Raw genomic sequence first — 21,881 nt, 5'->3', positions numbered from 1 at the left:
TCGGCATATTGGCAGAATATATTAAAGCTTTTTTAAGGGTATTTTTATTTTAAGTATAAAAAGGGAACAAAAACGAGCATTGCACATTTTTTGTTCGATACACAAAAAAAGAGACGCTGCATACGTCTCTCTTCCCATACAAAATGCAATGCCCTTTATTCTACGCTTTCTCCGCAGCTTTCGGCATAGGCCTTTAAAGCTTCCTTTTGCTTCTTATTCAATTTCTTCGGTGTCTCCACTACCAGTGTGACATAGTGGTCACCGCGCACATTCGGATTCTGCAAGGACGGAACGCCTTTTCCTCTTAAACGAGTACGAGTCTCCGACTGCGTTCCGGCAGCAATCTTCAGTTCAACCGGTCCGTCTACCGTCTTCACAATCGTTGTTCCTCCAAGGGCAGCCTTCGGAAAACTGATTGCTTCCGTGGAGTAAATATTGATTCCCTGTCTCTTAAAAAAGGGGTGGTCGCTTACGGAAACCTCAACGAGAAGATCTCCTCTCGGTCCTCCGTTTCTTCCGGGATCTCCTCCGCCACTTCTCCTGATTGCCTGTCCGTCATCGATTCCTGCAGGAACCGAAATTTCCATCGTCTTTTCGGTATTGATATAGCCTGCGCCCTTACAATCCGGACATTTCTCCTTAATGATAGAGCCGGTACCGTGACACTCCGGGCAGGTCGTTACCTGCTGAATCATACCGAATAAACTTTGCTGTGTCATTCTGACCTGTCCTGCACCGTTACATCTTGGGCAAGTCGTCTTCTCCGTTCCCGGCTTTGCACCGGAACCGTTACAGGTCTTACAGGTATCCTTATAGCGAATCTTTATATTCTTCTTTACGCCCTTTATTGCTTCATCAAAAGTAATCCGTATTCCTACGCGAATATTGTCGCCCTTTTCCGGCATATTGGCACGACGCCCATAAGCTCTTCCACCTGAAAATCCGCCTCCGGAGAACCCGCCGCCGAAAAACTCCGAAAAGATATCCGACATATCCATTCCGCTAAAGTCAAAGCCTCCGAAGCCGGAACTTGCTCCTGCAGCGGAATTGGCATCAAATGCCGCATGGCCATAGGTGTCATACGCCTTTCTCTTATCCGGATCAGACAGAACCGCATAGGCCTCCGAGGCTTCCCGAAACTTTGCGGCGGCAGTCTCATCTCCGGGATTCGCATCCGGGTGGTATTTTTTTGCAAGCTGCCGATACGCCTTCTTTATAGCACTGTCATCGGCATTTTTCTCTACCCCCAGCACCTCATAATAATCACGCTTTTCTGCCATGTTTACAAATCCTCTTCTCTTCCTCCCCCTCGAAAGGGGACTCTTATCCAATTCACTTTTCCCCTGAAGGGGAATCCTTATATTTACATCTCCCCCCGAAGGGGAATTCATATCATACGCAATATTTCGTAGGTACCGGAGAGTCCGATACCTACGAAACGGTTCTTACTTACTTCCCCGAACGAAAGGCTCGGGAAACCTTTTTTCTATTAAACTTCCTTAAAGTCTCCGTCTACCACATTGTCATCCGCATTACCTGCGCTTTGTCCGGCATTTGCACTGCTACCCGCTTCCGCTCCGGCGCCTGCTGCGCCTGCAGCCTGTGCTTGCTCATAGACCTTGGTGAAGAGTGCCTGAGAAGACTGCATCAGTTTCTCCTGCGCTGCTTTGATTTTCTCAGCACCGTCCTTCGTAATACTCTCCAGAGGATTTGCGGAAAGAACATCTTCCAAAGCCTTTAAGTCAGCTTCTACTCCTGCCTTTTCGCTGTCGGAAATCTTATCTCCCACATCTGTCAGTGCCTTCTTGGTCTGGAATACGATGGAATCCGCTCCGTTTCTTACCTCGATAGCTTCCTTCTTTTCCTTATCGGCAGCTTCGAACTGCGCTGCTTCATTGACAGCCTTATCGATATCTTCCTTGGACATGTTGGAGCCGGAAGTAATCGTGATATGCTGCTCCTTTCCGGTACCCTTATCCTTAGCGGAAACATTTACGATACCGTTTGCATCGATATCGAAGGTAACTTCAATCTGTGGAACACCGCGCTGTGCGGGAAGAATGCCGTCCAGTCTGAACTGACCGAGGCTCTTGTTGTCTCTTGCAAACTCTCTCTCACCCTGTACTACATTGATATCCACGGCAGTCTGGTTGTCCGCTGCAGTAGAGAAGACCTGAGATGCTCTGGTCGGGATGGTTGTATTTCTCTTAATAAGAGGAGTTGCTACGCCGCCGAGGGTCTCAATAGAAAGGGTAAGCGGAGTAACATCAAGAAGAAGAACATCACCTGCTCCCGCTTCTCCGCTTAACTTTCCGCCCTGTACTGCCGCACCGAGAGCCACACACTCATCCGGATTCAGATTCTTGGAAGGCTCTTTTCCGGTTAACTGCTTTACCTTCTCCTGTGCTACCGGCATTCTGGTGGAACCGCCGACAAGAAGTACTTTTCCAAGCTCGGAAGCCGTTAAGCCCGCATCACGAAGAGAGTTCTGTACCGGAATCGCGGTTCTCTCCGTTAAATCCGCAGTAAGCTCTTCAAACTTGGCACGACTAAGCTTCATATCGAGATGCTTCGGCCCCTCAGCTGTCGCGGTAATGAACGGAAGGTTGATATCGGTTGTCGTTGCGGAAGAAAGCTCTTTCTTCGCCTTTTCAGCCGCTTCCTTTAAACGCTGTAAAGCCATCTTATCCTGAGAAAGGTCTACGCCCTCCTGGGACTTAAATTCCTCGACAAGCCACTTGGTAATACGATCATCATAATCATCACCGCCAAGATGCGTATCCCCGTTTGTGGAAAGCACTTCAATAACGCCGTCACCGATATCGATGATGGAAACATCGAAAGTACCTCCACCTAAGTCATAAACCATAACCTTCTGCTCGGACTCATCTTCCAGACCGTAAGCAAGTGCTGCCGCTGTCGGCTCGTTGATGATTCTTTCTACGGAAAGTCCTGCAATCTTACCGGCATCCTTTGTTGCCTGTCTCTGTGCATCGTTAAAGTAAGCCGGAACGGTAATCACCGCCTGGGTTACCTTCTCTCCCAAATAACTCTCCGCATCGGTCTTTAACTTCTGCAGAATCATTGCGGAAATCTCCTGCGGAGTATAATCCTTTCCGTCTATGGAAACCTTATAATCGGTACCCATATGTCTCTTAATGGAAGAAATGGTACGGTCCGCATTGGTTACCGCCTGTCTCTTTGCAGGTTCTCCCACAAGTCTCTCACCATTCTTGGTAAATGCCACAACGGACGGTGTGGTTCTCATACCCTCGGCGTTCGGGATAACAACGGGCTTTCCGCCTTCCATAACGGCTACACAGCTGTTGGTTGTTCCTAAGTCAATTCCTATAATCTTTCCCATATTCTTACTCTCCTTTTTCTATTCTAAATTTGATTTCTTGCTTTACTTTATGGAAAAAGCTCTTTTAAAAGCTTATTCGTCTGTTTATACACTACTTCATCTTTACAGCAGTTTTTCTTCACATCGGTTTTTCTTTACATCGATTCTTTATCTTCGCCTTACTTCTTTACCTTCACCATGGAGTGGCGAACCACATTTCCGCGGTAGGTATAGCCTTTTTGCAAATCGGCAGTTACGGTATCTTCTTCCGCATCTCCCTCTTCTTCCGTCATAACGGCATTGTGGAGCGCAGGATCGAACTTCTGTCCTACAGCCTCAATTGCCTGAATATCACAATCTGAAAACATTTTCTGAATCTGCTTATAAATTCCTTCCACACCCTTTGCAAAAGAGTTTTCTTTCTCTTCCTCCGGGATATGTTCCAAGGCTCTCTCAAAGTTATCCACTACAGGAAGAAGTTGCTCGATAATGCTCTTTGCGCCAAGTTCAAACATCTGCGCCTTTTCCTTCTCGGAACGCTTTCGGAAGTTTTCGTATTCCGCCAAGGTGCGAAGATATTTATCTTTCAGCTGTAAAAGCTCCGCATTCTCCTCTTTTTCGGAATTTTCCTTTCCGGAAGAAGCCTCCTCCGAATCCTCTCCTAAAGTCTGTGTAGAAGAAGTCTGTTCTTCGCCAGGCACTTCCTGCTCCCCTGCATTCCCGGAGCAATTCTCCGTACTGCATTCCTCCGCGGTTTTTACACCTTCGGAAGACGCCTCCTTTGTGCATTCCCTTCCTTGCTCGCCGCCTTCGTGCGACTGCCTCTTCCATTTCTCGTCTTCATTATGCTTCTTTGACACAACGTCTCCTTCCTATTGCAAGGGAATCTCTCCCATTTCCTGTATTAATCTGCTCAAGGTATCCAGTACCTTTTCATAATCCATTCGCTTCGGTCCGATTACCCCGATTGTACCGTGCATTCCGTTTCCAAGCCGGTACTTTGCCGTAACCAGTGCACAGTCTGCCATATCCTGCAGGGGGCTTTCTTTTCCGATATAAACCTGAATACTCTTGTTGTCCTCTTCTTTCTCTTCCGCTTCCTGTAAAAGACCGGCAAGTTCCTCCTTGGACTCCAAAGCAAAAATCAACTTGGATGCATTTTCCGAATCCATAAGCTCCGGATACTTGAAAATGTTCGTAGCGCCCGAGGTATAGATTTCCACATCCTGCTCATCGGTACGAAGCATACTTTCCAAGCTTTGAAGAAGGAGTCCCATCGTCTTTCTGTGCCGGCTCCTATCCAGGAGTGTCCGAATGTATTCTTCCGTAATCTCTTCCACACTGTGTCCGCCCAGAACATCGTTTAAAAGAAGGTTAATGGAGAGAATCGCATTCTGCTCTAAATCCTCATCAATGTCCACGGTCATCGTCTTAATGATATTTCCCTCGAACATCAGAAGAAAGAGAAGTTTTCCCTTTTCCACCAGAGAAATCTGTAAGAACTTAATCCTGTTCTTCTCCATCCTGGGTCCGGAAACAAGTGCCGTATAATGAGTATCGCTCGCTATATTCCTAACCAGAGACTGTAGGGCGGATTCGAGCTTCTCAATCCTGTCAAACATCGAACTTCGAACATCCGATAAATCTCTCTCCTGCTTCTCCATCAACTGGTCTACATAGAAGCGATAACCCTTGTCGGAAGGAACTCTTCCTGCGGAAGTGTGAGGCTGTAAAATATAGCCCATCTCTTCCAAATCACTCATCTCATTCCGAATTGTCGCGGAACTTAAGTTCAGACCGGAGTACTTGCTAATGGTTCGGGATCCTACCGGCTCACCGGTCTCTAAATAGTTCTTGATTATCGTTGTCAATATAATAAGCTTTCTCTGATCCACAAGACCACCTTCCTCCTTTTTGGATTTATTGGCACTCATATATATCGAGTGCTAACACATGTTCATAATATACCCCTCGGAAAAGAGATTGTCAAGAATTTTCCCGAGGGGATTTGTGAATTTCCTATGAACTTGTATTTATTCTGAAAAGAGCTTTCCAAGCAGGCTTTCTTCCATGGCTTTCTCCGCAAGCACCGGATAAACCCCTCCGATTTCTAATGCACTGTCTTTCTGCAGAGGGATATAAAACCGAATGTATTCTTTATTAAAACCGGTGTAATACGTTTCCCCCTCAAGTTCGCGAACTTCCTCTATTAAGACCTCCGACCTTTTGCCGATAAACTGCTTCCGAAACTTTTCCGAATCCTTAAGGGCAAGGTCTAAGAGAATCTTCGAGCGTTCCTTCTTGACCTTTTCCGTAATCTGTCCCTGCATCTCGTCTGCACGGGTTCCCTTCCTGCGGGAATATTTGAAAATATGCAGGTCGTAGAAGCTGATTTCTTCGATGAAGTCCCTTGACTCCTGAAAATCCTCTTCCGTCTCGCCGGGGAATCCCACAATCACATCCGTGGTAATGGCCGCGAGCGGAAAGGCTATTCGAATACAGTCCACCGCCTCTTTAAACTCCTCTTTCGTATAATGTCGGTTCATTTCCTTCAAGGTCTTCGCCGCCCCGCTTTGCAGGGAAAGATGAAAGTGGGGACAGATTCCGTCCACAGCCCTTAGGCGGGAAACGAAGTTCTCCGTGATGACTCTGGGCTCTAAGCTCCCCAGACGTATCCTCTTTATAGAAGGGATTTCTCCGATTTTTTCAATGAGAGAAATGAGCGCCTCTCCGCTTTCTGCCATTTTACTGGCATATTCATAGGAAAGATTTTGAAAATCCAAGCCGTAAGAAGAAAGGTGTATTCCCGTAAGCACGATTTCGGAAATACCTTCCTGCCCCAGGTGTTCTATTTCCTGAAGGCAGTCCTCTATCTTCCTGCTCCGAATTCTGCCTCTCACATAGGGGATAATGCAATACGCACAAAATTGGTTGCAACCGTCTTGAATCTTTACAAAGGCGCGACTTCTGTCCAAGGGCTTTGAAAGAAAAAGATTCTCATACTCTCCTTCTTCTTTGACAGGAGGCAAATAGTCTTCGATCTTGCCGTCATTTTCCAACATGGCATCCCGATAGGCTTTGATCAGCTCTACAATTTTCCCTTTGCCGCTGTTTCCGATCAGAATATCGATTCCCTTATCTTTTTTCAGTTCCTCCTTCTTTCCTTCCACATAGCAGCCTGTCGCAATCACAAGAGCATCCGGATTCCGTTCCTTTGCCTGGTGAATCATTTGTCTGGATTTTCTGTCTGCAATGTTCGTTACGGAGCAGGTATTAATAAGGTAGATATCCGCTTCCTCTTGAAAAGGAACCAGCGTTGCCCCCTCTTTAAGAATTGCCTCGCTCATTGCCTCCGCTTCATATGAATTGACCTTGCAGCCTAAGTTGTGCATGGCAAAACGCAGTCCCTTTAATTCCATTTTTTATCCCTTTCTTCCTTATATAGAATAACTTTATTTTTTGCTATTCTCCCTTATTGAGCTTGGTCTTATCTTTTTGCCAATCGCCCTTATCTTTACTTGACTTTAAAAAACTTCCTCACTACAATGAAACCATCATAAAAAAGGAGGATTGTCTAATGAAAACCGTTCGTATTTCCCTGAACTCTATTGATAAAGTAAAATCCTTTGTAAACGACCTTGTTCGCTTTACGGATGTGGATTTTGATTTGGTTTCCGGTCGTTATGTCATTGACGCTAAGTCTATTATGGGTATTTTCTCTTTGGATTTATCCAAGCCCATTGATTTAAATATTCATGCGGATGAGTCCAGACTGGATGAAATCGTAAATACACTGAAACCCTATATCTTAGAAGCTTAACTTCCTGTATCTTAACGGAAAGATGAAAGCCTTACAAGGTTTTTAAAAAGTGCATGGATTCATGCACTTTATTTTTTGCAAAGCATATCGTGCATTTTGCGTGCGATAGCGTCGGTAAAGTAATGGAAAGAAAAGGAGCAGTATGGAGTACCAAGCATTTTTAATTAAATACGCTGAAATCGGCACGAAAGGAAAAAACCGTTATGTCTTTGAGGACGCTCTTGCAAAAGACATTCGCATGAAATTAAAGCGTGCCACGGGAGAGTACTATGTGGCCAGGGAACGCGGCAGAATCTATGTTCATGTGAAGTCGGAACGCTATGACTACGAAGAATGCATGGATGCGCTTCAACATGTATTCGGCATCGCCGGGATTGCACCCATGGTGCAGATTCCCTACTCTGCCGATTTTGCCGATTTGGAAAAGGCGGTACTCTCCTACTTCCGTGCCGCTTACGGAGACAGTCCCGTAAGCTTTAAGGTCGAGTCCAGACGTGCGGAGAAATCCTATCCCATGAGCTCTCCGGAAATCGAAATGGAACTCGGACACAGTATTTTGGAGAACTTCCCGAATACCCGAGTGGACGTGCACAAGCCCGAAGTAAAGCTCCGCATCGAAATCCGACAGTTCATCAATATCTACGGAAAAATCATTCCGGGACTTTCCGGTATGCCCCTTGGCACAAACGGAAAAGCCATGCTCCTTCTTTCCGGCGGAATTGACTCTCCAGTTGCCGGCTTTAAAGTGGCAAAAAGAGGTGCTTTAATCGAAGCCACTTACTTTCATGCACCGCCCTATACCAGTGAAAGAGCAAAAATCAAGGTCGTGGACCTCGCAAGACAGCTTTCCACCTATACCGGTCCCATCATGCTGCATGTTGTAAACTTCACGGAGATACAGCTTGCGATTTACGACCGCTGTCCGCACGATGAATTGACGATTATCATGCGCCGCTATATGATGCGTATTGCGGAAGCCTTAGCTTATAAAAATGGCTGTATCGGTCTCATTACGGGAGAATCCATAGGACAGGTCGCATCTCAGACCCTGCAAAGTCTGGTTTGCACCAATGAAGTCTGCACTCTTCCGGTGTACCGCCCCTTGATTGCCTTTGATAAGCAGGAAATCGTAGATGTGGCAGAACAAATCGGAACCTATGAAACCTCCATTGAGCCCTATGAAGACTGTTGCACCATCTTTGTGGCAAAACACCCCGTAACCAAGCCCATTGTAGAGAAAATCAGAAAATCCGAAGAAAAGCTCTTCCCCGAGATTGATGCCATGGTGGAAAAAGCGGTGAACGAGGTGGAATCCATCCTGATCCGCAAGGAAAGGGAAAACTAAGAGAAGGAAACTAAGAGAAAGAAATGAAGGGAGGAAGCATGAAAAATCTGCTCCTCCCTTTTAAAAAACGACTGTCTATTTTCCCTTATTCTTTTTTGCGCCTTTTCGTACGGAAAATCCAAAGCTTCCCAATACTTTTCCCAGACCGAAATATTGTCCGTGAGAATAGGCCAAAAGCTTTGCCTTTTCCAATTGCAGGCGTTTCTTTTCATCCAATAAGGAAGAGTCTACATGAACCGCCACAATTTCCGCCAAAAATAAATCGTGACTTCCCAGCTCCAAAACCTGCTTGACTCTACATTCCATATTTACCGGGCACTCGGAAATCATGGGAACAGAAAGCATTTTTCCCTCTTCCTGATGCAAATGCAGGGCTTCCCACTTGTTGAAGTCTCTTCCGGAACGTACACCGGCTTCATCCGTTTCCCGTACCAAATCTTCTGTCGGAAGGTTCACAACGAACTCTCCGGTTTCCATCAGCATGGCATGAGAGTACCGCTCCTTCCGAACGGAAATGGAAAGCATGGCGGGCGTGGAACACACGGTTCCTGCCCAAGCCACGGTAAGCATGTTGCTTTCTCCCTTTTTATTTTGACAGGTCACCAACACAGGAGGCACAGGATACAACATATTTCCGGGCTTCCACATTTCTTTTGCCATAGAACTCTCTCTAACTCTCTTTCTAACTTTCTTCCTTACTTGTTTTCTTTCTCGCGGTGAAGGCGTGCCATTCCCCTTCTACACACTCCTCGAGGATTTCCAAGCTTGCTTCTGCTTGCAATGCTTTTCGTACCTCCTCCGCCTTATCGCAAATAATACCGGAAGCGATAAAGATGCCGTCCTGTTTTAGAAAAGAGGGTACAAGCGGAGTTAAGGAAACAATCACGGGGGCAAGAATATTGGCACAAACTACTTCGAAGGGCTCTTTCCGGAAAGCAGCCTGCAAGCTTTTCGCGCTTTCTTCCTCTCCCAAAATATTTTCAATGAAGAGATGAAAATCCTTTTCCGAAATCCCGTTTTCTTTGCAATTTCCCGCAACTGCCTCCTTTGTAAGGAGATCAAGATCCGTGGCTAAAACCTCTTTTGCGCCCATTTTCAAAGCGGCAATCCCGAGAATTCCCGATCCGGTACCGAGATCCAGTACGCGATCGCCTTCTTTCAAATATTTTTCCAGAGAAAGAAGGCAGAGCTTCGTCGTTTCATGCTGTCCCGTACCGAAGCTTGTACCGGGATCCAAAGAAATTGCAAATTCTCCCTCCTTCGGTTCTTCCTCCTCCCAGCTCGGCTTAATAAGAAGCTTTCCCACACGGAAGCTATGGAAAAAATCCTTCCAGGCATTCATCCAGTCCTTGTCTTCCGTCTCGGAAACGGATATTTCACCACTTCCAATCTCCGTGTACTCCGCCATTTCACTAAGCTCTCTCTTTAAATCCGAAAGAATTTCTCTACACTCTTCTTCCGTAAAAATATTGCTGCTGTTCAATGTATAGGAATGGTCTACCGTTTCATCCGAGAATTCTTTCTCCACGAGAGCCTTTCTCGCTTTTTTCTCCTCTTCCGGTAAAATTTCCAGATAAAAGGACAGACTCGCTTCTCCGTTTCCGGCAGTTTCCTCCGGAAGGATGTCCGCGAAAATGATTTTTGCTTCCTCTTCCGTAAGCCCCTTACCGTCTTCTATCTCCACGCCCTCGATTTCCCATCGGTCAAATAAATAGGCAGCTAATATCTCTACCGCCTCCTCCTTTGTTTTTACCGCTATTTTTCTCCAAACCATAAACGACCTCTCTCCGTTTCCCATCGCATTTTCTAAGTTGTTATGCTTTATAACAGTTTTTATGCTTTGTAAAACTTTCGCAAAACAGGGAGCAGTTCCTTTAAAGCTTCAATCGTATCGGTAAGTTCACGTTTTTCCGTAAGAAAGGAAAAGGAGAAGCGAAGTGTCGAATCCAATTCTTTCGGTCCAAGACCGATAGCCTTCAGTGTTCCGGAGATTCCCGGATGATTCGAAGAGCAGGCGGATCCGCTGCTAACATAGATTCCCTTATCTTCCAGCGCATGAAGCAAAACCTCCGCCTTTACCCCATAGAAGGATGCGGAGACAATCTGCGGCGCGGATGCCGCTCCTTTTTCGGAATTCACCTTTACTTCCGGGAGCTTCAAAAGCTCCTCGATAAAGTAGTCCTTCAATTGATAGAGTCTCTCTATCTTTTCCGGGAAGTCCTGATAAACCATCTTGGCAGCGAGTCCCATCCCGGTAATGCCGGGAATATTTAACGTGCCGGAGCGAAGTCCACCTTGCTGTCCTCCCCCAAAAAGAATCGGATCAATCTTCACCTTCTCATCGATGAAAAGAAAACCGATCCCCTTGGGGCCGTGAAGCTTATGTCCGCTTACGGAAAGGAGGTCCACAAAATCTTTTTTCGGGCGAAGAATCATTTTCCCATAGGCCTGTATTGCATCAGTATGGAAGAGACAATTCGGGTTCTTTTTCTTGATAAGCTCTCCAATGGCATGGATATCCTCTATTGCTCCCATTTCGTTGTTTACCGTCATGATGCTTACCATAACGGTATCCTCCCGAATCGTTTTTTCCAGCTCTTCTAAAGAGATATGCCCTTTCTCATCTACTGCTAAAATGCTGATCTCAAAGCCCTGCTTTTCCAAAAACTCCAAAGTCTTATACACAGCAGGATGCTCAATTGCAGAGCTGATAATATGCTTTCCCTGTCTTACTTTAGCAAAGGATCCTCCGATTAGCGCCATATTGTCGGACTCCGTACCGCCCGAAGTAAAAAGGATCTCCTTCGCCTTCACCTTTAAGGTCTCGGCAATTTCCTCCCGACTCTGCCTATAGTATTTTTCCGCCTCTACTCCCATGAGATGTTTCGCCGAAGGATTCCCATAATCAGCCATCATCGTTTTACACATCTCTTCCGCCACTTCCGGATAAACCTTAGTGGTAGCTGAATTATCTAAGTAAATACTTCTCATTCTGCCTCCTTATTTTCAGCAAATTCCAAATGCATCATCAAAAGGCTTAATGCGGCAATTGCCGCTGTTTCCGTTCTGAGGATTCTTTTTCCCAAGCTAATGGGAAGAAAGCCTTCTTTCTTAGCCTCTTCCACTTCCTGAATAGAAAACCCGCCTTCCGGTCCGATACAAAGAACAATCTTGCTGCCGGCCTTTTCTCCCAGCTCTTCCGCTTGATGAAGCACTTCCTTTGTAAAGCCTACTCCTCTTTCATTTTCGTAAGGTAAGAGCTTCATCTCCGCATCCTTCAGAGTGGAAAATGCTTCCTTCCATGTGGTAACCGGGAGCACTTCCGGAATAATAGAACGCTTGGACTGCTTTGCCGCCGCTTCGGAAATACTCTGCCAACGCTTTCTTTTCTTCTCCGCCTTCTCTCCTTTTAACTGCACAATGCAATTTTCACTTTCTAAAGGAATAATCTCCGTCACGCCAAGTTCTACCGCCTTCTGGATAATGAGTTCCATCTTCTCTCCCTTGGGAAGAGCCTGCAAGAGTATAAGTCTTGTCTTAAGTTCATGCATCTCTTCCAAAAAAGAAACGGAAAGCAGGGCACAATCATCTCCATAGCCTTTTATTTTACAATGATAATCGACAGCATCCCCATCGGAAATTATAATTTCCTCTCCGATTTTTCCCCGAAGAACTTTCTGTAAATGATGAAAATCATCTCCGTAAAGTTTGATTTCATCCCCAATAATTTCACTCTTGTCTACAAAAAAATGATGCATCGCTTTCTTCTCCGCCTTAGTCGTGATTCTTTGCTATCTTACTTCTTTCTATTCCAAGTGACAAGATAAAAGGAAAAAGAAGCCGTTCTTTCCTCTGTCGAAAGACGCTTCTTTTTCCCGCTACACAAAAAATGTTCTACAAATGATTTTCACCTTAAATTGCCTTAAACGCTTCTTCCAAATCCGTGAGAATATCTCCGATATCCTCTATTCCGATAGAAAAACGAACCGTATTTTCCTTGATTCCCTGCTTAAGCAATTCTTCTTTCGAACTCTCCGAGTGCGTTGTACTTGCCGGATGAATCACCAAAGACTTCACGTCCGCAACATTTGCCAAGAGAGAGAACAGCTCGAGATGGTCAATAAACTTCTTCGTTGTTTCCGCATCTCCCTTGATGTCAAAGGTAAAAATAGAGCCTCCGCCATTTGGAAAATACTTCTTATAAAGTTCTTGCTGTAAAGGATCTTTAGAAACGGCAGGATGAGAAACATGTTCCACCTTCGGATGTTTGTTCAAATACTCTGCTACCTTCAACGCATTTTGCGCGTGTCTCTCTACACGAAGTGGAAGCGTTTCGGTCCCCTGCAGGAGTAACCAGGCATTGAAGGGGGAAATGGCCGCTCCCTCATCTCGAAGGATGATAGCTCGGATATACGTTGCAAGCACTGCCGGTGCAGTATCTCTTGCAAAGCTCACTCCATGATAGGAAGGATTCGGTTCCGTAAGCCAAGGCCATTTATTTCCCTTAGTCCAGTCAAATTTTCCTCCATCTACCACGATACCGCCCATGGTGGAGCCCTGTCCTCCTATAAACTTCGTGGCGGAGTGCACCACGATGTCTGCACCGTACTCTATCGGACGAACATAATAGGGGGTTGCGAAAGTATTGTCTACGATTAACGGAAGCCCGTGTTTATGTGCTAAATTTGCCCAAGCCTCAACATCTACAACATCCCCATTGGGATTTCCGAGAGATTCAATATAGAGTGCTTTTGTATTTTCCTGAATGGCCTTCTCCGCTTCGGACAAATCATAGGGATCCACGAATGTCGTTTCCACACCGGAATCTTGGAAGGTATGCTTTAAGAAGTTATACGTTCCTCCATAAATGTTTCTTGCACTGACGATATGATCGCCTTGATGGGCCACGGCTTTAAAAGCGTAGGTTACCGCCGCTGCACCGGATGCAAGCGCCAGCGCCGCAACTCCTCCTTCAAGACTGGCAATCCTCTCCTCTAGCACGCCTTGTGTCGGATTCGTCAGTCTGGTGTAAATATTCCCCGCCTCCTTAAGAGCAAAACGTGCAGCAGCCTGATCACAATTTTCGAAAACAAAAGCTGTACTCTGGTAAATAGGTACTGCCCTTGCACCGCTTGCCGGATCCGCCTTCTCCTGCCCTACATGAACCGCTCTTGTGTTAAAAGAAAAATTTCTTCCCGTTCTATTCTTCTCGCTCATTCTTCTACCTCCATAGTCAAAAACCACAACAAGATGTCTCAGGCTTCGCCTGTGCTACTTGTTAAGAATAAAATACCTTACCGCCCTTAAAAAACGTTCTCTTCCGTTTTTTCATTAAAGCAAATGTCTCTTTCGGATAACCGAATCACATCTTGTCAGAAACTGTAGCACAGTGCACTTTTCCTGTCTAATACTATGAATTTTGATTTGGATATAGTTACAGACTATAACAATCTGGTCTTATATATTTTTATAAAATTGGATATTTTATCAAGTCCAGTTTGTGTTATCATCTGAAAACATCGGAAGATTTTTTCGTGCCCGGCAAAATCACGCGGCTATTCCATTATCAAGTCGAAATCTTTCGAATGCTGGAAGTCCTGTTACGGAGGTATGACTATGAATCAAAAAGTACAAAAATTAACTTTATCTGCACTCTTTGCCGCATTATCCTATGTGGTGTTTACCTTTCTGCAGATGAAAATCCACGTCGGAGGCGATACCACTTCCATTCATCTCGGAAATGCCGTGGTTGTGATTGCCGCACTGGTTCTTGGCGGTCCCTTGGGCGGACTTGCCGGTGCCCTGGGTATGACCATAGGCGATCTTCTCGATCCGGCATATATCACTTATGCTCCGAAAACCGTAATTTGCAAACTCGTGATTGGTTTAATCGCAGGCTTTATTGCACATAAGTTGGGAAAAATCAATGACTCGCAGGATCGTTCTCACATTTTCAAGTGGGTTCTGCTTGCCGCAATCTTCGGGCTCCTTGCCAATGTGATTTTGGATCCCACCATCGGGTATTTCTACAAACTCCTTATTTTGGGAAAGCCTGCTGCAGAGCTGTCCTTTAAGATTAATGTAGCGGCCTCCGCCATCAATGCAGTATTATCCATCATTGTTTCCGTCTTGGTCTATATGGAACTGTATCCGATTTTACGGAAGGAGCATTTAGGTCTGCAAAAGGTTTAGCCGAACGATAAGACAAGAAACTGCACGCTACGCGAACGATACTCGATGAGAACAAGATGTCAGGCTTCGCCTGCGCCACTTGTTATGAACGAGATACCGCACGCCTTGCGTACGATACTCATTATAAATTCAAAAAACAGCTTACAAGGACTATCCCTGTAAGCTGTTTTTCTATAAAGATAATTCATGAGTTATCCGTTATCGGAAAAAACGCATCAAAAATCTGCAAGTGATTGGTTTCTGAATAAAGCCTAACTCCTCCGATTCTTTATCCTCCGAAGAAATAGAGCGCCTAAGGCCAGTAGCGCATTTCCGGACAAAATGGTCACAATCCAAAAAACGGTTTTTCCTAAGCTTTGCTCCCTGATTTTCAAAAAACTGTAAGGGCCGGAAACCAGTCCCAGCGCATTTAAAAGAATTAAGGGAATCGCATAGGCCAAGGTAGTAAAAAGGGCATAGGAAACCCATTTTAAAGGAATATCCCCCTCTTCGAAAAGAAGCAGAAGTAAGGAGAGAAAGGGACAAATTAAATGACTGAAAATTTTTCTTCCCTCCAAAAACTCATGGGCATATCCCTGTTCCGGTCCCAAAACAAGAAGGACCACCACAAAGGTCACCATGAGGCACACCGTAGAGATAAAACGTAAGAGACTGATTCCGTTTCGGGCTGCGGAAAGCTCCACCGTCCCTCCGTCCTTATTCTGAAAGTAGCGACTTACCACTCCCTTTCCTTCTCTATTTAAAGCCGGAAGCTTCCATAAGAGATAGAGAAGAGACGCTATCCCGCAAAGAAGATTGGAATCGGTCGTATAATACCGAAGGGTCGTAAAGCCGTCTTCCGAGAAGGCACTCAGTACGACAATCAGTTCCAGAAGAAGCAAAATTATATGCCCGAATAATAGATTTTTTCTTTCTGTCTCATCTTCTCCTAACCCTCATAAATCGGATATTTCTTTGTAAGGGCTAAAACCTGAGCACGAACTTCCTCCTTCGTCCCCTCAAAATCGCTGACTACCTTGTAAAGACAATCCGCAATGACCGCCATATCTTCTTCCTTAAAGCCTCTCGTGGTGATGGCCGGAGTTCCGATCCGTACACCGGAAGTCACAAAGGGAGAACGCGGCTCACGCGGAATACTGTTCTTATTTAAGGTAATATTGACCTCATCGCAGCGATTCTGCATATCCTTTCCGCTTACATCGCTAAAGTTGGTCAGATCCACAAGCATCAAGTGATTATCCGTTCCGGAGGAAATAAGCTTAAAGCCTCTCTTCATCAGCTCCTCGGCAAGCGCCCGGGCGTTCTTCACTACCTGCTCCTGGTAAGTCTTATATTCCGGCTTTAAAGCCTCTCCGAAGCAAACTGCCTTAGCCGCAATCACGTGCTCCAGCGGTCCGCCCTGAATTCCCGGGAAAACAGCTTTGTTGAAATTGTATTTTTCCGCTGCAGCCGCAGTAGAAAGAATGATGCCGCCTCTTGGCCCACGAAGTGTCTTATGGGTAGTCGAGGTCACGATATCCGCATAGGGAATCGGGCTCGGGTGTACCCCTGCGGCAACCAGTCCCGCAATATGCGCCATGTCCACAAAGAGTACGGCACCGACCTCATCGGCTATTTCTCTAAACTTTTTAAAATCTATCACTCTCGGATAAGCGGATGCACCGGCAATAATCATTTTCGGCTTATGCTGCTTTGCCAAGGCGCGAATCTCGTCATAATCAAGATAGCCCTCTTCCGTAATACCATAAGGCACGATGTTGTAAAAAAGACCGGAAAAGTTTACAGGGGACCCGTGTGTCAAGTGTCCGCCCGCATCCAGACTCATTCCGAGAATCGTGTCTCCCGCCTTGCAAACCGCCATGGTCACCGCCATATTGGCCTGTGCACCGGAGTGGGGCTGTACATTGGCATATTCCGCGCCGAAAAGCTTCTTCACTCTTTCAATGGCAATGTCTTCCACCTTGTCCACTTCCTGACAACCGCCGTAATAACGCTTTCCGGGATAGCCTTCCGCGTATTTATTGGTTAAAACCGTTCCCATAGCAATCATGGACGCAGTAGAAAGAATATTCTCCGATGCAATGAGCTCAATATTGTGTTGCTGCCGTTCATACTCGGAAAATAATCCTGCTCCAACCTCGGGATCCATCTGCCGAACATAGTTCATGATTTCTTTTACCATCCTGTTTCCTCCTTACATCGTAAATCTTTATCTACGGAAATATTCTATTTCCGGGTTTCCTTCTTTTACCCTGTCCACATATCCTTTTTCAGGATAATCAGGCTATACAAAACTGTGTGCTGAAATCACAAGCTGCACTTGTTTCTCCCCATTGTAGCTGTTGATGCGCGGATAGTAAACAATATTTAACTTCTTACGATCCCCCTTTTCGGAAAGAAAACTTTCCCCGTCCGTAAAATAAATCCCTTCCATACGCTTTCCCTGACGATCCATGAGATTGAGCTTCACTACATTTCTATGCTCTCCGAGAATCCTCAAGCCCTGAATTTCCACCTCTTTTTCAGCAAAAGCAGGCTTTTCATTTCCCTTTCCGAAGGGCTCTAATCTACGCAAGGACTCCGTAAACTCTTCCGTACAGTAGGAAAAGGGAAGAACGGTATCAATCCATAACTTTTCCACTAAATCCTCAGGAGACAAGGTACAGTCTTCTTCCAGCTTTTCTCTGAGAAGGGGAAGATTTTTTTCTTCCAAGCTAAAGCCTGCTGCCATGGGATGTCCTCCGAAACGAAGTAAAAGCTCCTTTTCTTTTTCCAAGCTCTCCGCCATGGGATAGGCCGGAATCGACCTTCCGGAGCCCTTGACCTTGCCCTCTTCCGTCTTGGTCACCACAAAGGTGGGACGGTAAAATTCCTCCTTGATTCTTCCGGCAACAATTCCCGCCAGGCTCTCATGTAGCTCCGGCAAATACAAAAGAAGCACTTTTTTCCCCTCTTCCGCCTCCGCAAGCTTTCTTGCTTCTTCCACCGCATTTCCCGTAAGACTCTTTCGCTCTTCATTGAGCGCCTTTAAATGTTCCGCACGGGCCATCGCCTTCTCTCTGTCTTTTTCCAGAAAGAGCGAAATCGCTTCCATAGCGCTCTCCAGTCTTCCGGACGCATTGATTGCCGGTCCAAGCTGGAAGCCCAAGGTAAAGGACGACAATTCCCGCTCTCCTTCCTTCCAATACAGGGAAAGCAAAGCGGAAAGCCCGATATTTTCCGTCCTCGGAAGAAGTTCCAACGTCTTCTTCACTACAACTCTATTTTCCTTCTGTAAGTTCATGACATCGCAGACCGTGGCTATTCCGGCAAAGCAGAGAAGCTCATCCAGGATCTCTTCCCCTCTCCCTCTCTTCTCTATCAGCATCTTCATAAGAAGGTAAACTACCATCGCTCCGCAAATCTCGGCATTCTTATACTTACTGTCTTCCCGCTTCGGATTCACTACGGAAAAAGCCTCGGGATAAATCTTTTTCCCCCTTTCATCTACCCTTAAATCATGATGATCGGTAAGAAGAACATCAATCCCCACTTCCTTCGCATAGCTTAACTCCGAAAAGGCGGAAATGCCGTTATCGCAGGTGATGAGTACCTGCACACCGTCCTTCTTCGCTTCTTCTATGATATGCTTGTTGATTCCGTAACCGTCATTGATTCGGTGCGGAATCACAAAGCTTAACTGTCCCACTTCCGTAAATTGCGAGATGGCAAGATAAAGAATCGTCGTTGCACAAACCCCATCCACATCATAGTCTCCCACAATACGGATCTTTTCCTTCCCGTCTACAGCTCTCTCGAGGCGGTTTATAAAACGAATGCTGTCCGGTAAAAATAAGGGAGAAGGGATGTCTTCTCCGGAGAGAAATTCCCGCATTTCCTCCTCTGTTTCCAAGTCTCTGTTTCGTAAAATACGAATAAGGACGGGATCCAAGTTCAGTTTATCCGCCAAAGACTGAAAATCCGCTTTTTTTCCATAGATGTACCAATTCTTTTTTCTCATAGCTTTCATTCTCCAACTTATCTTCCCGATGTCCTTTGCCATATTCCTTATGTCATAATTCTCCTCAAAAAGAGGCTTGGATTTTCCTTACATTGCCTTTTCCATGAAATCTTGTTAGTATAAAATGAATTTTCTCTTTTATGTAGTTCATCCTCTTCGTCTGAAAACGAAAGGATGGAGGAAAATCTTGACAGTATTGTAGCAGAAAAAGGGGCTTTTATGACAGATAAACAAATCAAAAGATATTTCAATATGACTGCACTGGGGTTTTTTTCCTATGCCATCCTGATACAAGTTCTGGCTGTCCTGGCAGTCCTTCTCATTGACTTGCTTTTTCCGGCTTTGTCTTCCGGCGCAATGTATTACAGTATGATGGTCTCCGTCATTCCATGTCTGCTCTTTCTCTATTTTCTTTTTCGAAACAATAATCTTGTTTCGTTGGATGAAACAGAAGAGCCTTCTTCCCGCTTTTCTCCCCCCGTCTTTTTACATTTTTTTCTGATTTTTTGCGGGGTACAATGGATTTCTTCTTTGCTGACCATCCCTCTGGTCCTTCTTTTTCAGAAAATGGGACTCGACTTAAGCTATTCCGAAATGGCGGCAAAAGGCGGTGCACTGAATGATATTCCCATGCTTGTTTACACCATTCTTATTGCACCGATTGTAGAGGAACTGGTTTTTCGCGGGGTATTTTATAAGCGTTTTAAAGCATTCGGCAGTTTTTTTACCGCCTTTGCCTGTTCCCTCTTCTTTGCATTAATTCACAGTAACTTTCTGCAATTTATTCCCGCCTTTATGATGGGCTTTGTCCTCTTCGCGATTCGGGACAAATACGGACTTCGTTATTCCATCTTACTTCACTTAACGAATAATGCTCTGGCTATTCTGGTGAATAACCTCGGTACTGCACAGCCTTGGCTTATGTCCGCTTACGGGCTCCTTCTTTTAGGAGGAAGCGTTTACACTGTGATAAGCCTAATTAAAAACAGAGCAAAGCTTGTCGCTCTGTGTCCCGATGAGAAAGGCCGAAAAGCACTGAAGCTCTTCTTCAGTTCTCCTTTGGTATGGGTAGATATTGTCGTGCTGGTGATTCTTGCCATCGTAATCCTTTTTAACCCGGGCGCGGAAGAAATGACCACAACGGTATAGGAATGGCCACAACGATAAGGAATGACTACTATGGTATAAAAGATATAAAATTCTATAAAATCGGTACTATTTCAAAGCTCAGTCATGATACCGGCTAAAGACCATAGAACAAAAACAGCTGCTGTAAAAATCAAAACTTCTTTATCCTTTGATTTTTACGGCAGCTTTTGTCATTCCAACTATTTATCAGCTAAAACCGGCTCCATCCACATTTTATCTTCCGAATAAGGTTTCCAGAATGCCTCTTCCTAAAGCGGCACCGATATTACCGCCCAGCCGGCGTCCCATGCCTTTTCCGAAGACGGACTTTCCGATGCTTGCGCCGACCTCTCTTCCGATAGAGCCGGAAACGGAGCGGCTGACTGACTTCACCACACGGTTTTGCAGCTTGGAAGTCTGCCCCTTGGTCCTTTCCTCTTCCTTCTCTGAAACAGCCTTCTCCTTTTCCGCTTCCTCGGAAAGACCTTTTCTGGTAAGCATCTCGTAAGCAGAATCTCTGTCAATCATCTCATCATACTTAAGAGCCAAGTCTGATCCGAGCTTTGCTTTTTCCTTCTCTTCCGGGCTCAGTTCTCCGAGGAAGGTCTGCGGCGGGAAAATCATTACCTTCTCCACCATAGTCGGCTTTCCGTCCGGGTCTAAGCAGGACACCAAAGCTTCTCCGGTTCCGAGATTTTCCAAAACCTCCAAGGTATCAAAGGCCGGATTCTCTCTGAAACTGTCCGCAACCGCCTTCAGCTTCTTCCTCTCTCCCGGCGTATAGGCCTGCAGCCCATGCTGAATCTTATTTCCAAGTTGCGAAAGAATCTCCTCCGGAATATCCGCAGGGTTTTGGCTTACATAATAAATGCCGATACCCTTACTGCGGATTAACCTCGTCACCTGCGTTATTTTCTCTAGAAGAGCCTTCGATGAATCCTGAAAAAGGAGATGCGCTTCATCAAAGAAGAAAACCATACGAGGCTTTTCCAGGTCTCCCACCTCCGGCAAATTCTCATAAAGCTCGGACAGAAGATACAAGAGGAAGGTAGAGTAAATCTTCGGGTCGGAAGCCACTGACTTCGCATCCAAAATGGAAATCACACCCTCACTGTTCGTTGTCAAACGGAAGAAGTCCTTTACATTGATGGCAGGCTCTCCGAAAAATTCCTCTCCTCCCCTGTCTTCCAGAGCGACAACGGAACGCAGAATAGCATTTAAGCTTTGTGTAGAGAGCTTACCGTAGGACTTTTCATACTCTTTACTGTTTCCACTGACATATTGCAGCATGGAACGAAGATCCTTTAAATCCAGTAAAAGCAGACCCTCTTCGTCCGCAATGCGGAAAACGATACGAAGAATATCGCTCTGCACATCGGAAAGATTCAGAATACGACTTAAGAGTAAAGGCCCCATTTCCGACACGGTGGTTCTTAACGGAATGCCCCCCTCCTTTGTAAAGGAGAAGAATTCCACCGGAAAAGCTCTGTAGGAAAATTCACTTTCGGAAAGCCCGCACTTCTTTCTTCTCTCTTCTATCTTCTCCGTCGCCTCTCCCGCCTTAAAAAGCCCCGAAAGGTCTCCCTTGAAATCCGAAAGAAATACCGGAATGGAAAGCGCGGAAAACCGTTCTGCCAAAACCTTAAGACTTACCGTTTTCCCTGTGCCTGTTGCTCCGGCAATAAATCCGTGTCGGTTCAGTTTTTCCGAATGAATGCTTACTCTTTGTCCTTCGCTGTTTATCGCGAAATCAATCTTAGCCATAGTGCCTCCTCGTATTTATTTCATTCTACAGTTTTTCTTTGTAGTTCCTTCAAAACTAATCCTGCCGTTTTCGTTCTACCGGAAAGAATATCTGATTCTGCTATCTCTAAATCCTTATAAATTCGCTCTTTACGACATATTTCAGAAACCTTAGTCATATCTTTCAATTCTTTTATCGGAATAATCTTTGGCATAATCCACCGCCTCTCTAAGTTTTAATTATGTCATAATTATGTCCTTTATGCAAAGCACTTTTCCCCTCCTTGCGTATTCCCCAGTGCTATGCTAG

Annotated in this window: 19 protein-coding genes; 4 read left to right on the top strand and 15 right to left on the bottom strand. The window is 45.5% G+C overall.

Features of this window, described 5'->3' with window-relative positions; genetic code table 11:
• Positions 1-155: 155 nt before the first annotated feature.
• The 5 genes from dnaJ to mtaB all read right to left on the bottom strand — a co-directional run bounded on the left by dnaJ (position 156) and on the right by mtaB (position 6,762).
• Positions 156-1,280, bottom strand: a complete 1,125-nt coding sequence (dnaJ, locus tag HMPREF9124_RS05175; RefSeq protein ID WP_036598000.1) for a molecular chaperone DnaJ — start codon at positions 1,278-1,280, stop codon at positions 156-158.
• A 209-nt stretch (positions 1,281-1,489) separates the two neighbouring features.
• Complete coding sequence (gene dnaK, locus HMPREF9124_RS05170; protein ID WP_009429563.1) at positions 1,490-3,364, bottom strand: molecular chaperone DnaK; 1,875 nt, start codon at positions 3,362-3,364, stop codon at positions 1,490-1,492.
• Positions 3,365-3,522: 158 nt separating this feature from the next.
• A complete protein-coding gene (grpE, locus tag HMPREF9124_RS05165) occupies positions 3,523-4,203 on the bottom strand; it encodes a nucleotide exchange factor GrpE (protein ID WP_009428765.1) in 681 nt (226 codons plus the stop codon).
• A 12-nt stretch (positions 4,204-4,215) separates the two neighbouring features.
• On the bottom strand, positions 4,216-5,277 hold the full coding sequence (hrcA, locus tag HMPREF9124_RS05160) for a heat-inducible transcriptional repressor HrcA (protein WP_009428410.1): 1,062 nt from the start codon (positions 5,275-5,277) through the stop codon (positions 4,216-4,218).
• A 99-nt stretch (positions 5,278-5,376) separates the two neighbouring features.
• The gene (mtaB, locus tag HMPREF9124_RS05155) at positions 5,377-6,762 is read right to left on the bottom strand and encodes a tRNA (N(6)-L-threonylcarbamoyladenosine(37)-C(2))-methylthiotransferase MtaB (protein WP_009428069.1); all 1,386 of its coding nucleotides are present in this window, start codon (positions 6,760-6,762) and stop codon (positions 5,377-5,379) included.
• 158 nt (positions 6,763-6,920) lie between these two features.
• Here mtaB and HMPREF9124_RS05150 point away from each other — a divergent pair, with 158 nt between their 5' ends.
• Complete coding sequence (locus HMPREF9124_RS05150; RefSeq protein ID WP_009429529.1) at positions 6,921-7,163, top strand: PTS sugar transporter; 243 nt, start codon at positions 6,921-6,923, stop codon at positions 7,161-7,163.
• A gap of 142 nt (positions 7,164-7,305) precedes the next feature.
• On the top strand, positions 7,306-8,508 hold the full coding sequence (gene thiI / locus HMPREF9124_RS05145; RefSeq protein ID WP_009429130.1) for a tRNA uracil 4-sulfurtransferase ThiI: 1,203 nt from the start codon (positions 7,306-7,308) through the stop codon (positions 8,506-8,508).
• A 75-nt stretch (positions 8,509-8,583) separates the two neighbouring features.
• Here the strand turns inward: thiI and HMPREF9124_RS05140 are convergent, their stop codons facing one another.
• The 5 genes from HMPREF9124_RS05140 to HMPREF9124_RS05120 form a co-directional block, all read right to left on the bottom strand.
• Positions 8,584-9,168, bottom strand: a complete 585-nt coding sequence (locus HMPREF9124_RS05140) for a flavin reductase family protein (RefSeq protein ID WP_009428951.1) — start codon at positions 9,166-9,168, stop codon at positions 8,584-8,586.
• A gap of 22 nt (positions 9,169-9,190) precedes the next feature.
• Positions 9,191-10,282, bottom strand: coding sequence for a 50S ribosomal protein L11 methyltransferase (gene prmA, locus HMPREF9124_RS05135; RefSeq protein ID WP_009429460.1), 1,092 nt, complete (start codon positions 10,280-10,282; stop codon positions 9,191-9,193).
• Between the two features lie 59 nt (positions 10,283-10,341).
• Positions 10,342-11,499 carry a cysteine desulfurase family protein gene (locus tag HMPREF9124_RS05130; protein WP_009428167.1) on the bottom strand — a complete coding sequence of 386 codons (1,158 nt, stop codon included), beginning with the start codon at positions 11,497-11,499 and terminating at the stop codon, positions 10,342-10,344.
• Positions 11,496-12,266, bottom strand: coding sequence for a 16S rRNA (uracil(1498)-N(3))-methyltransferase (locus tag HMPREF9124_RS05125; RefSeq protein WP_009428711.1), 771 nt, complete (start codon positions 12,264-12,266; stop codon positions 11,496-11,498). Before HMPREF9124_RS05125 ends, HMPREF9124_RS05130 begins: the two co-directional genes overlap by 4 nt.
• Before the next feature lie 154 nt (positions 12,267-12,420).
• Positions 12,421-13,725: an O-acetylhomoserine aminocarboxypropyltransferase/cysteine synthase family protein gene (locus HMPREF9124_RS05120; protein ID WP_009428474.1), complete on the bottom strand. Its 1,305-nt coding sequence runs from the start codon at positions 13,723-13,725 to the stop codon at positions 12,421-12,423.
• Between the two features lie 399 nt (positions 13,726-14,124).
• On the opposite strand from HMPREF9124_RS05120, the gene HMPREF9124_RS05115 reads away from it, so the two are divergent.
• The gene (locus tag HMPREF9124_RS05115; protein WP_009429043.1) at positions 14,125-14,700 is read left to right on the top strand and encodes an ECF transporter S component; all 576 of its coding nucleotides are present in this window, start codon (positions 14,125-14,127) and stop codon (positions 14,698-14,700) included.
• A 251-nt stretch (positions 14,701-14,951) separates the two neighbouring features.
• On the opposite strand, the gene HMPREF9124_RS05110 is transcribed toward HMPREF9124_RS05115, so the two are convergent.
• The 3 genes from HMPREF9124_RS05110 to recJ all read right to left on the bottom strand — a co-directional run bounded on the left by HMPREF9124_RS05110 (position 14,952) and on the right by recJ (position 18,700).
• Entirely contained in the window at positions 14,952-15,581 is a 630-nt protein-coding gene (locus HMPREF9124_RS05110) for a hypothetical protein (protein ID WP_009429225.1), read from the bottom strand.
• Between the two features lie 47 nt (positions 15,582-15,628).
• On the bottom strand, positions 15,629-16,882 hold the full coding sequence (gene glyA, locus HMPREF9124_RS05105) for a serine hydroxymethyltransferase (RefSeq protein ID WP_009429759.1): 1,254 nt from the start codon (positions 16,880-16,882) through the stop codon (positions 15,629-15,631).
• 102 nt (positions 16,883-16,984) lie between these two features.
• A complete protein-coding gene (recJ, locus tag HMPREF9124_RS05100) occupies positions 16,985-18,700 on the bottom strand; it encodes a single-stranded-DNA-specific exonuclease RecJ (protein WP_009428710.1) in 1,716 nt (571 codons plus the stop codon).
• Between the two features lie 219 nt (positions 18,701-18,919).
• Between recJ and HMPREF9124_RS05095 the strand changes: the two genes are divergently transcribed.
• Positions 18,920-19,849, top strand: coding sequence for a CPBP family intramembrane glutamic endopeptidase (locus HMPREF9124_RS05095; RefSeq protein WP_036597995.1), 930 nt, complete (start codon positions 18,920-18,922; stop codon positions 19,847-19,849).
• A 213-nt stretch (positions 19,850-20,062) separates the two neighbouring features.
• On the opposite strand, the gene HMPREF9124_RS05090 is transcribed toward HMPREF9124_RS05095, so the two are convergent.
• Positions 20,063-21,592, bottom strand: a complete 1,530-nt coding sequence (locus tag HMPREF9124_RS05090; protein WP_009429131.1) for a helicase HerA-like domain-containing protein — start codon at positions 21,590-21,592, stop codon at positions 20,063-20,065.
• Positions 21,593-21,612: 20 nt separating this feature from the next.
• The gene (locus tag HMPREF9124_RS05085; protein ID WP_009427824.1) at positions 21,613-21,786 is read right to left on the bottom strand and encodes a hypothetical protein; all 174 of its coding nucleotides are present in this window, start codon (positions 21,784-21,786) and stop codon (positions 21,613-21,615) included.
• Between the last annotated feature and the right edge of the window lie 95 nt (positions 21,787-21,881).

The organism is Oribacterium sp. oral taxon 108 str. F0425, from assembly GCF_000214455.1.
Taxonomy (GTDB): Bacteria; Bacillota; Clostridia; order Lachnospirales; family Lachnospiraceae; genus Oribacterium; species Oribacterium asaccharolyticum.
Note: the sequence above shows the minus strand (reverse complement) of the source record. Positions and strands in the feature narration are given on the sequence as shown.

Coding starts and splice junctions, on each gene's coding strand:
- HMPREF9124_RS05120 (WP_009428474.1), bottom strand. CDS start 13,725: ATGAGCGAGAAGAATAGAACGGGAAGAAATTTTTCTTTTAACACAAGA.
- prmA (WP_009429460.1), bottom strand. CDS start 10,282: ATGGTTTGGAGAAAAATAGCGGTAAAAACAAAGGAGGAGGCGGTAGAG.
- recJ (WP_009428710.1), bottom strand. CDS start 18,700: ATGAGAAAAAAGAATTGGTACATCTATGGAAAAAAAGCGGATTTTCAG.
- HMPREF9124_RS05140 (WP_009428951.1), bottom strand. CDS start 9,168: ATGGCAAAAGAAATGTGGAAGCCCGGAAATATGTTGTATCCTGTGCCT.
- HMPREF9124_RS05125 (WP_009428711.1), bottom strand. CDS start 12,266: ATGCATCATTTTTTTGTAGACAAGAGTGAAATTATTGGGGATGAAATC.
- HMPREF9124_RS05150 (WP_009429529.1), top strand. CDS start 6,921: ATGAAAACCGTTCGTATTTCCCTGAACTCTATTGATAAAGTAAAATCC.
- mtaB (WP_009428069.1), bottom strand. CDS start 6,762: ATGGAATTAAAGGGACTGCGTTTTGCCATGCACAACTTAGGCTGCAAG.
- HMPREF9124_RS05095 (WP_036597995.1), top strand. CDS start 18,920: ATGACAGATAAACAAATCAAAAGATATTTCAATATGACTGCACTGGGG.
- hrcA (WP_009428410.1), bottom strand. CDS start 5,277: ATGAGTGCCAATAAATCCAAAAAGGAGGAAGGTGGTCTTGTGGATCAG.
- dnaJ (WP_036598000.1), bottom strand. CDS start 1,280: ATGGCAGAAAAGCGTGATTATTATGAGGTGCTGGGGGTAGAGAAAAAT.
- dnaK (WP_009429563.1), bottom strand. CDS start 3,364: ATGGGAAAGATTATAGGAATTGACTTAGGAACAACCAACAGCTGTGTA.
- thiI (WP_009429130.1), top strand. CDS start 7,306: ATGGAGTACCAAGCATTTTTAATTAAATACGCTGAAATCGGCACGAAA.
- HMPREF9124_RS05115 (WP_009429043.1), top strand. CDS start 14,125: ATGAATCAAAAAGTACAAAAATTAACTTTATCTGCACTCTTTGCCGCA.
- glyA (WP_009429759.1), bottom strand. CDS start 16,882: ATGGTAAAAGAAATCATGAACTATGTTCGGCAGATGGATCCCGAGGTT.
- HMPREF9124_RS05085 (WP_009427824.1), bottom strand. CDS start 21,786: ATGCCAAAGATTATTCCGATAAAAGAATTGAAAGATATGACTAAGGTT.
- HMPREF9124_RS05090 (WP_009429131.1), bottom strand. CDS start 21,592: ATGGCTAAGATTGATTTCGCGATAAACAGCGAAGGACAAAGAGTAAGC.
- HMPREF9124_RS05130 (WP_009428167.1), bottom strand. CDS start 11,499: ATGAGAAGTATTTACTTAGATAATTCAGCTACCACTAAGGTTTATCCG.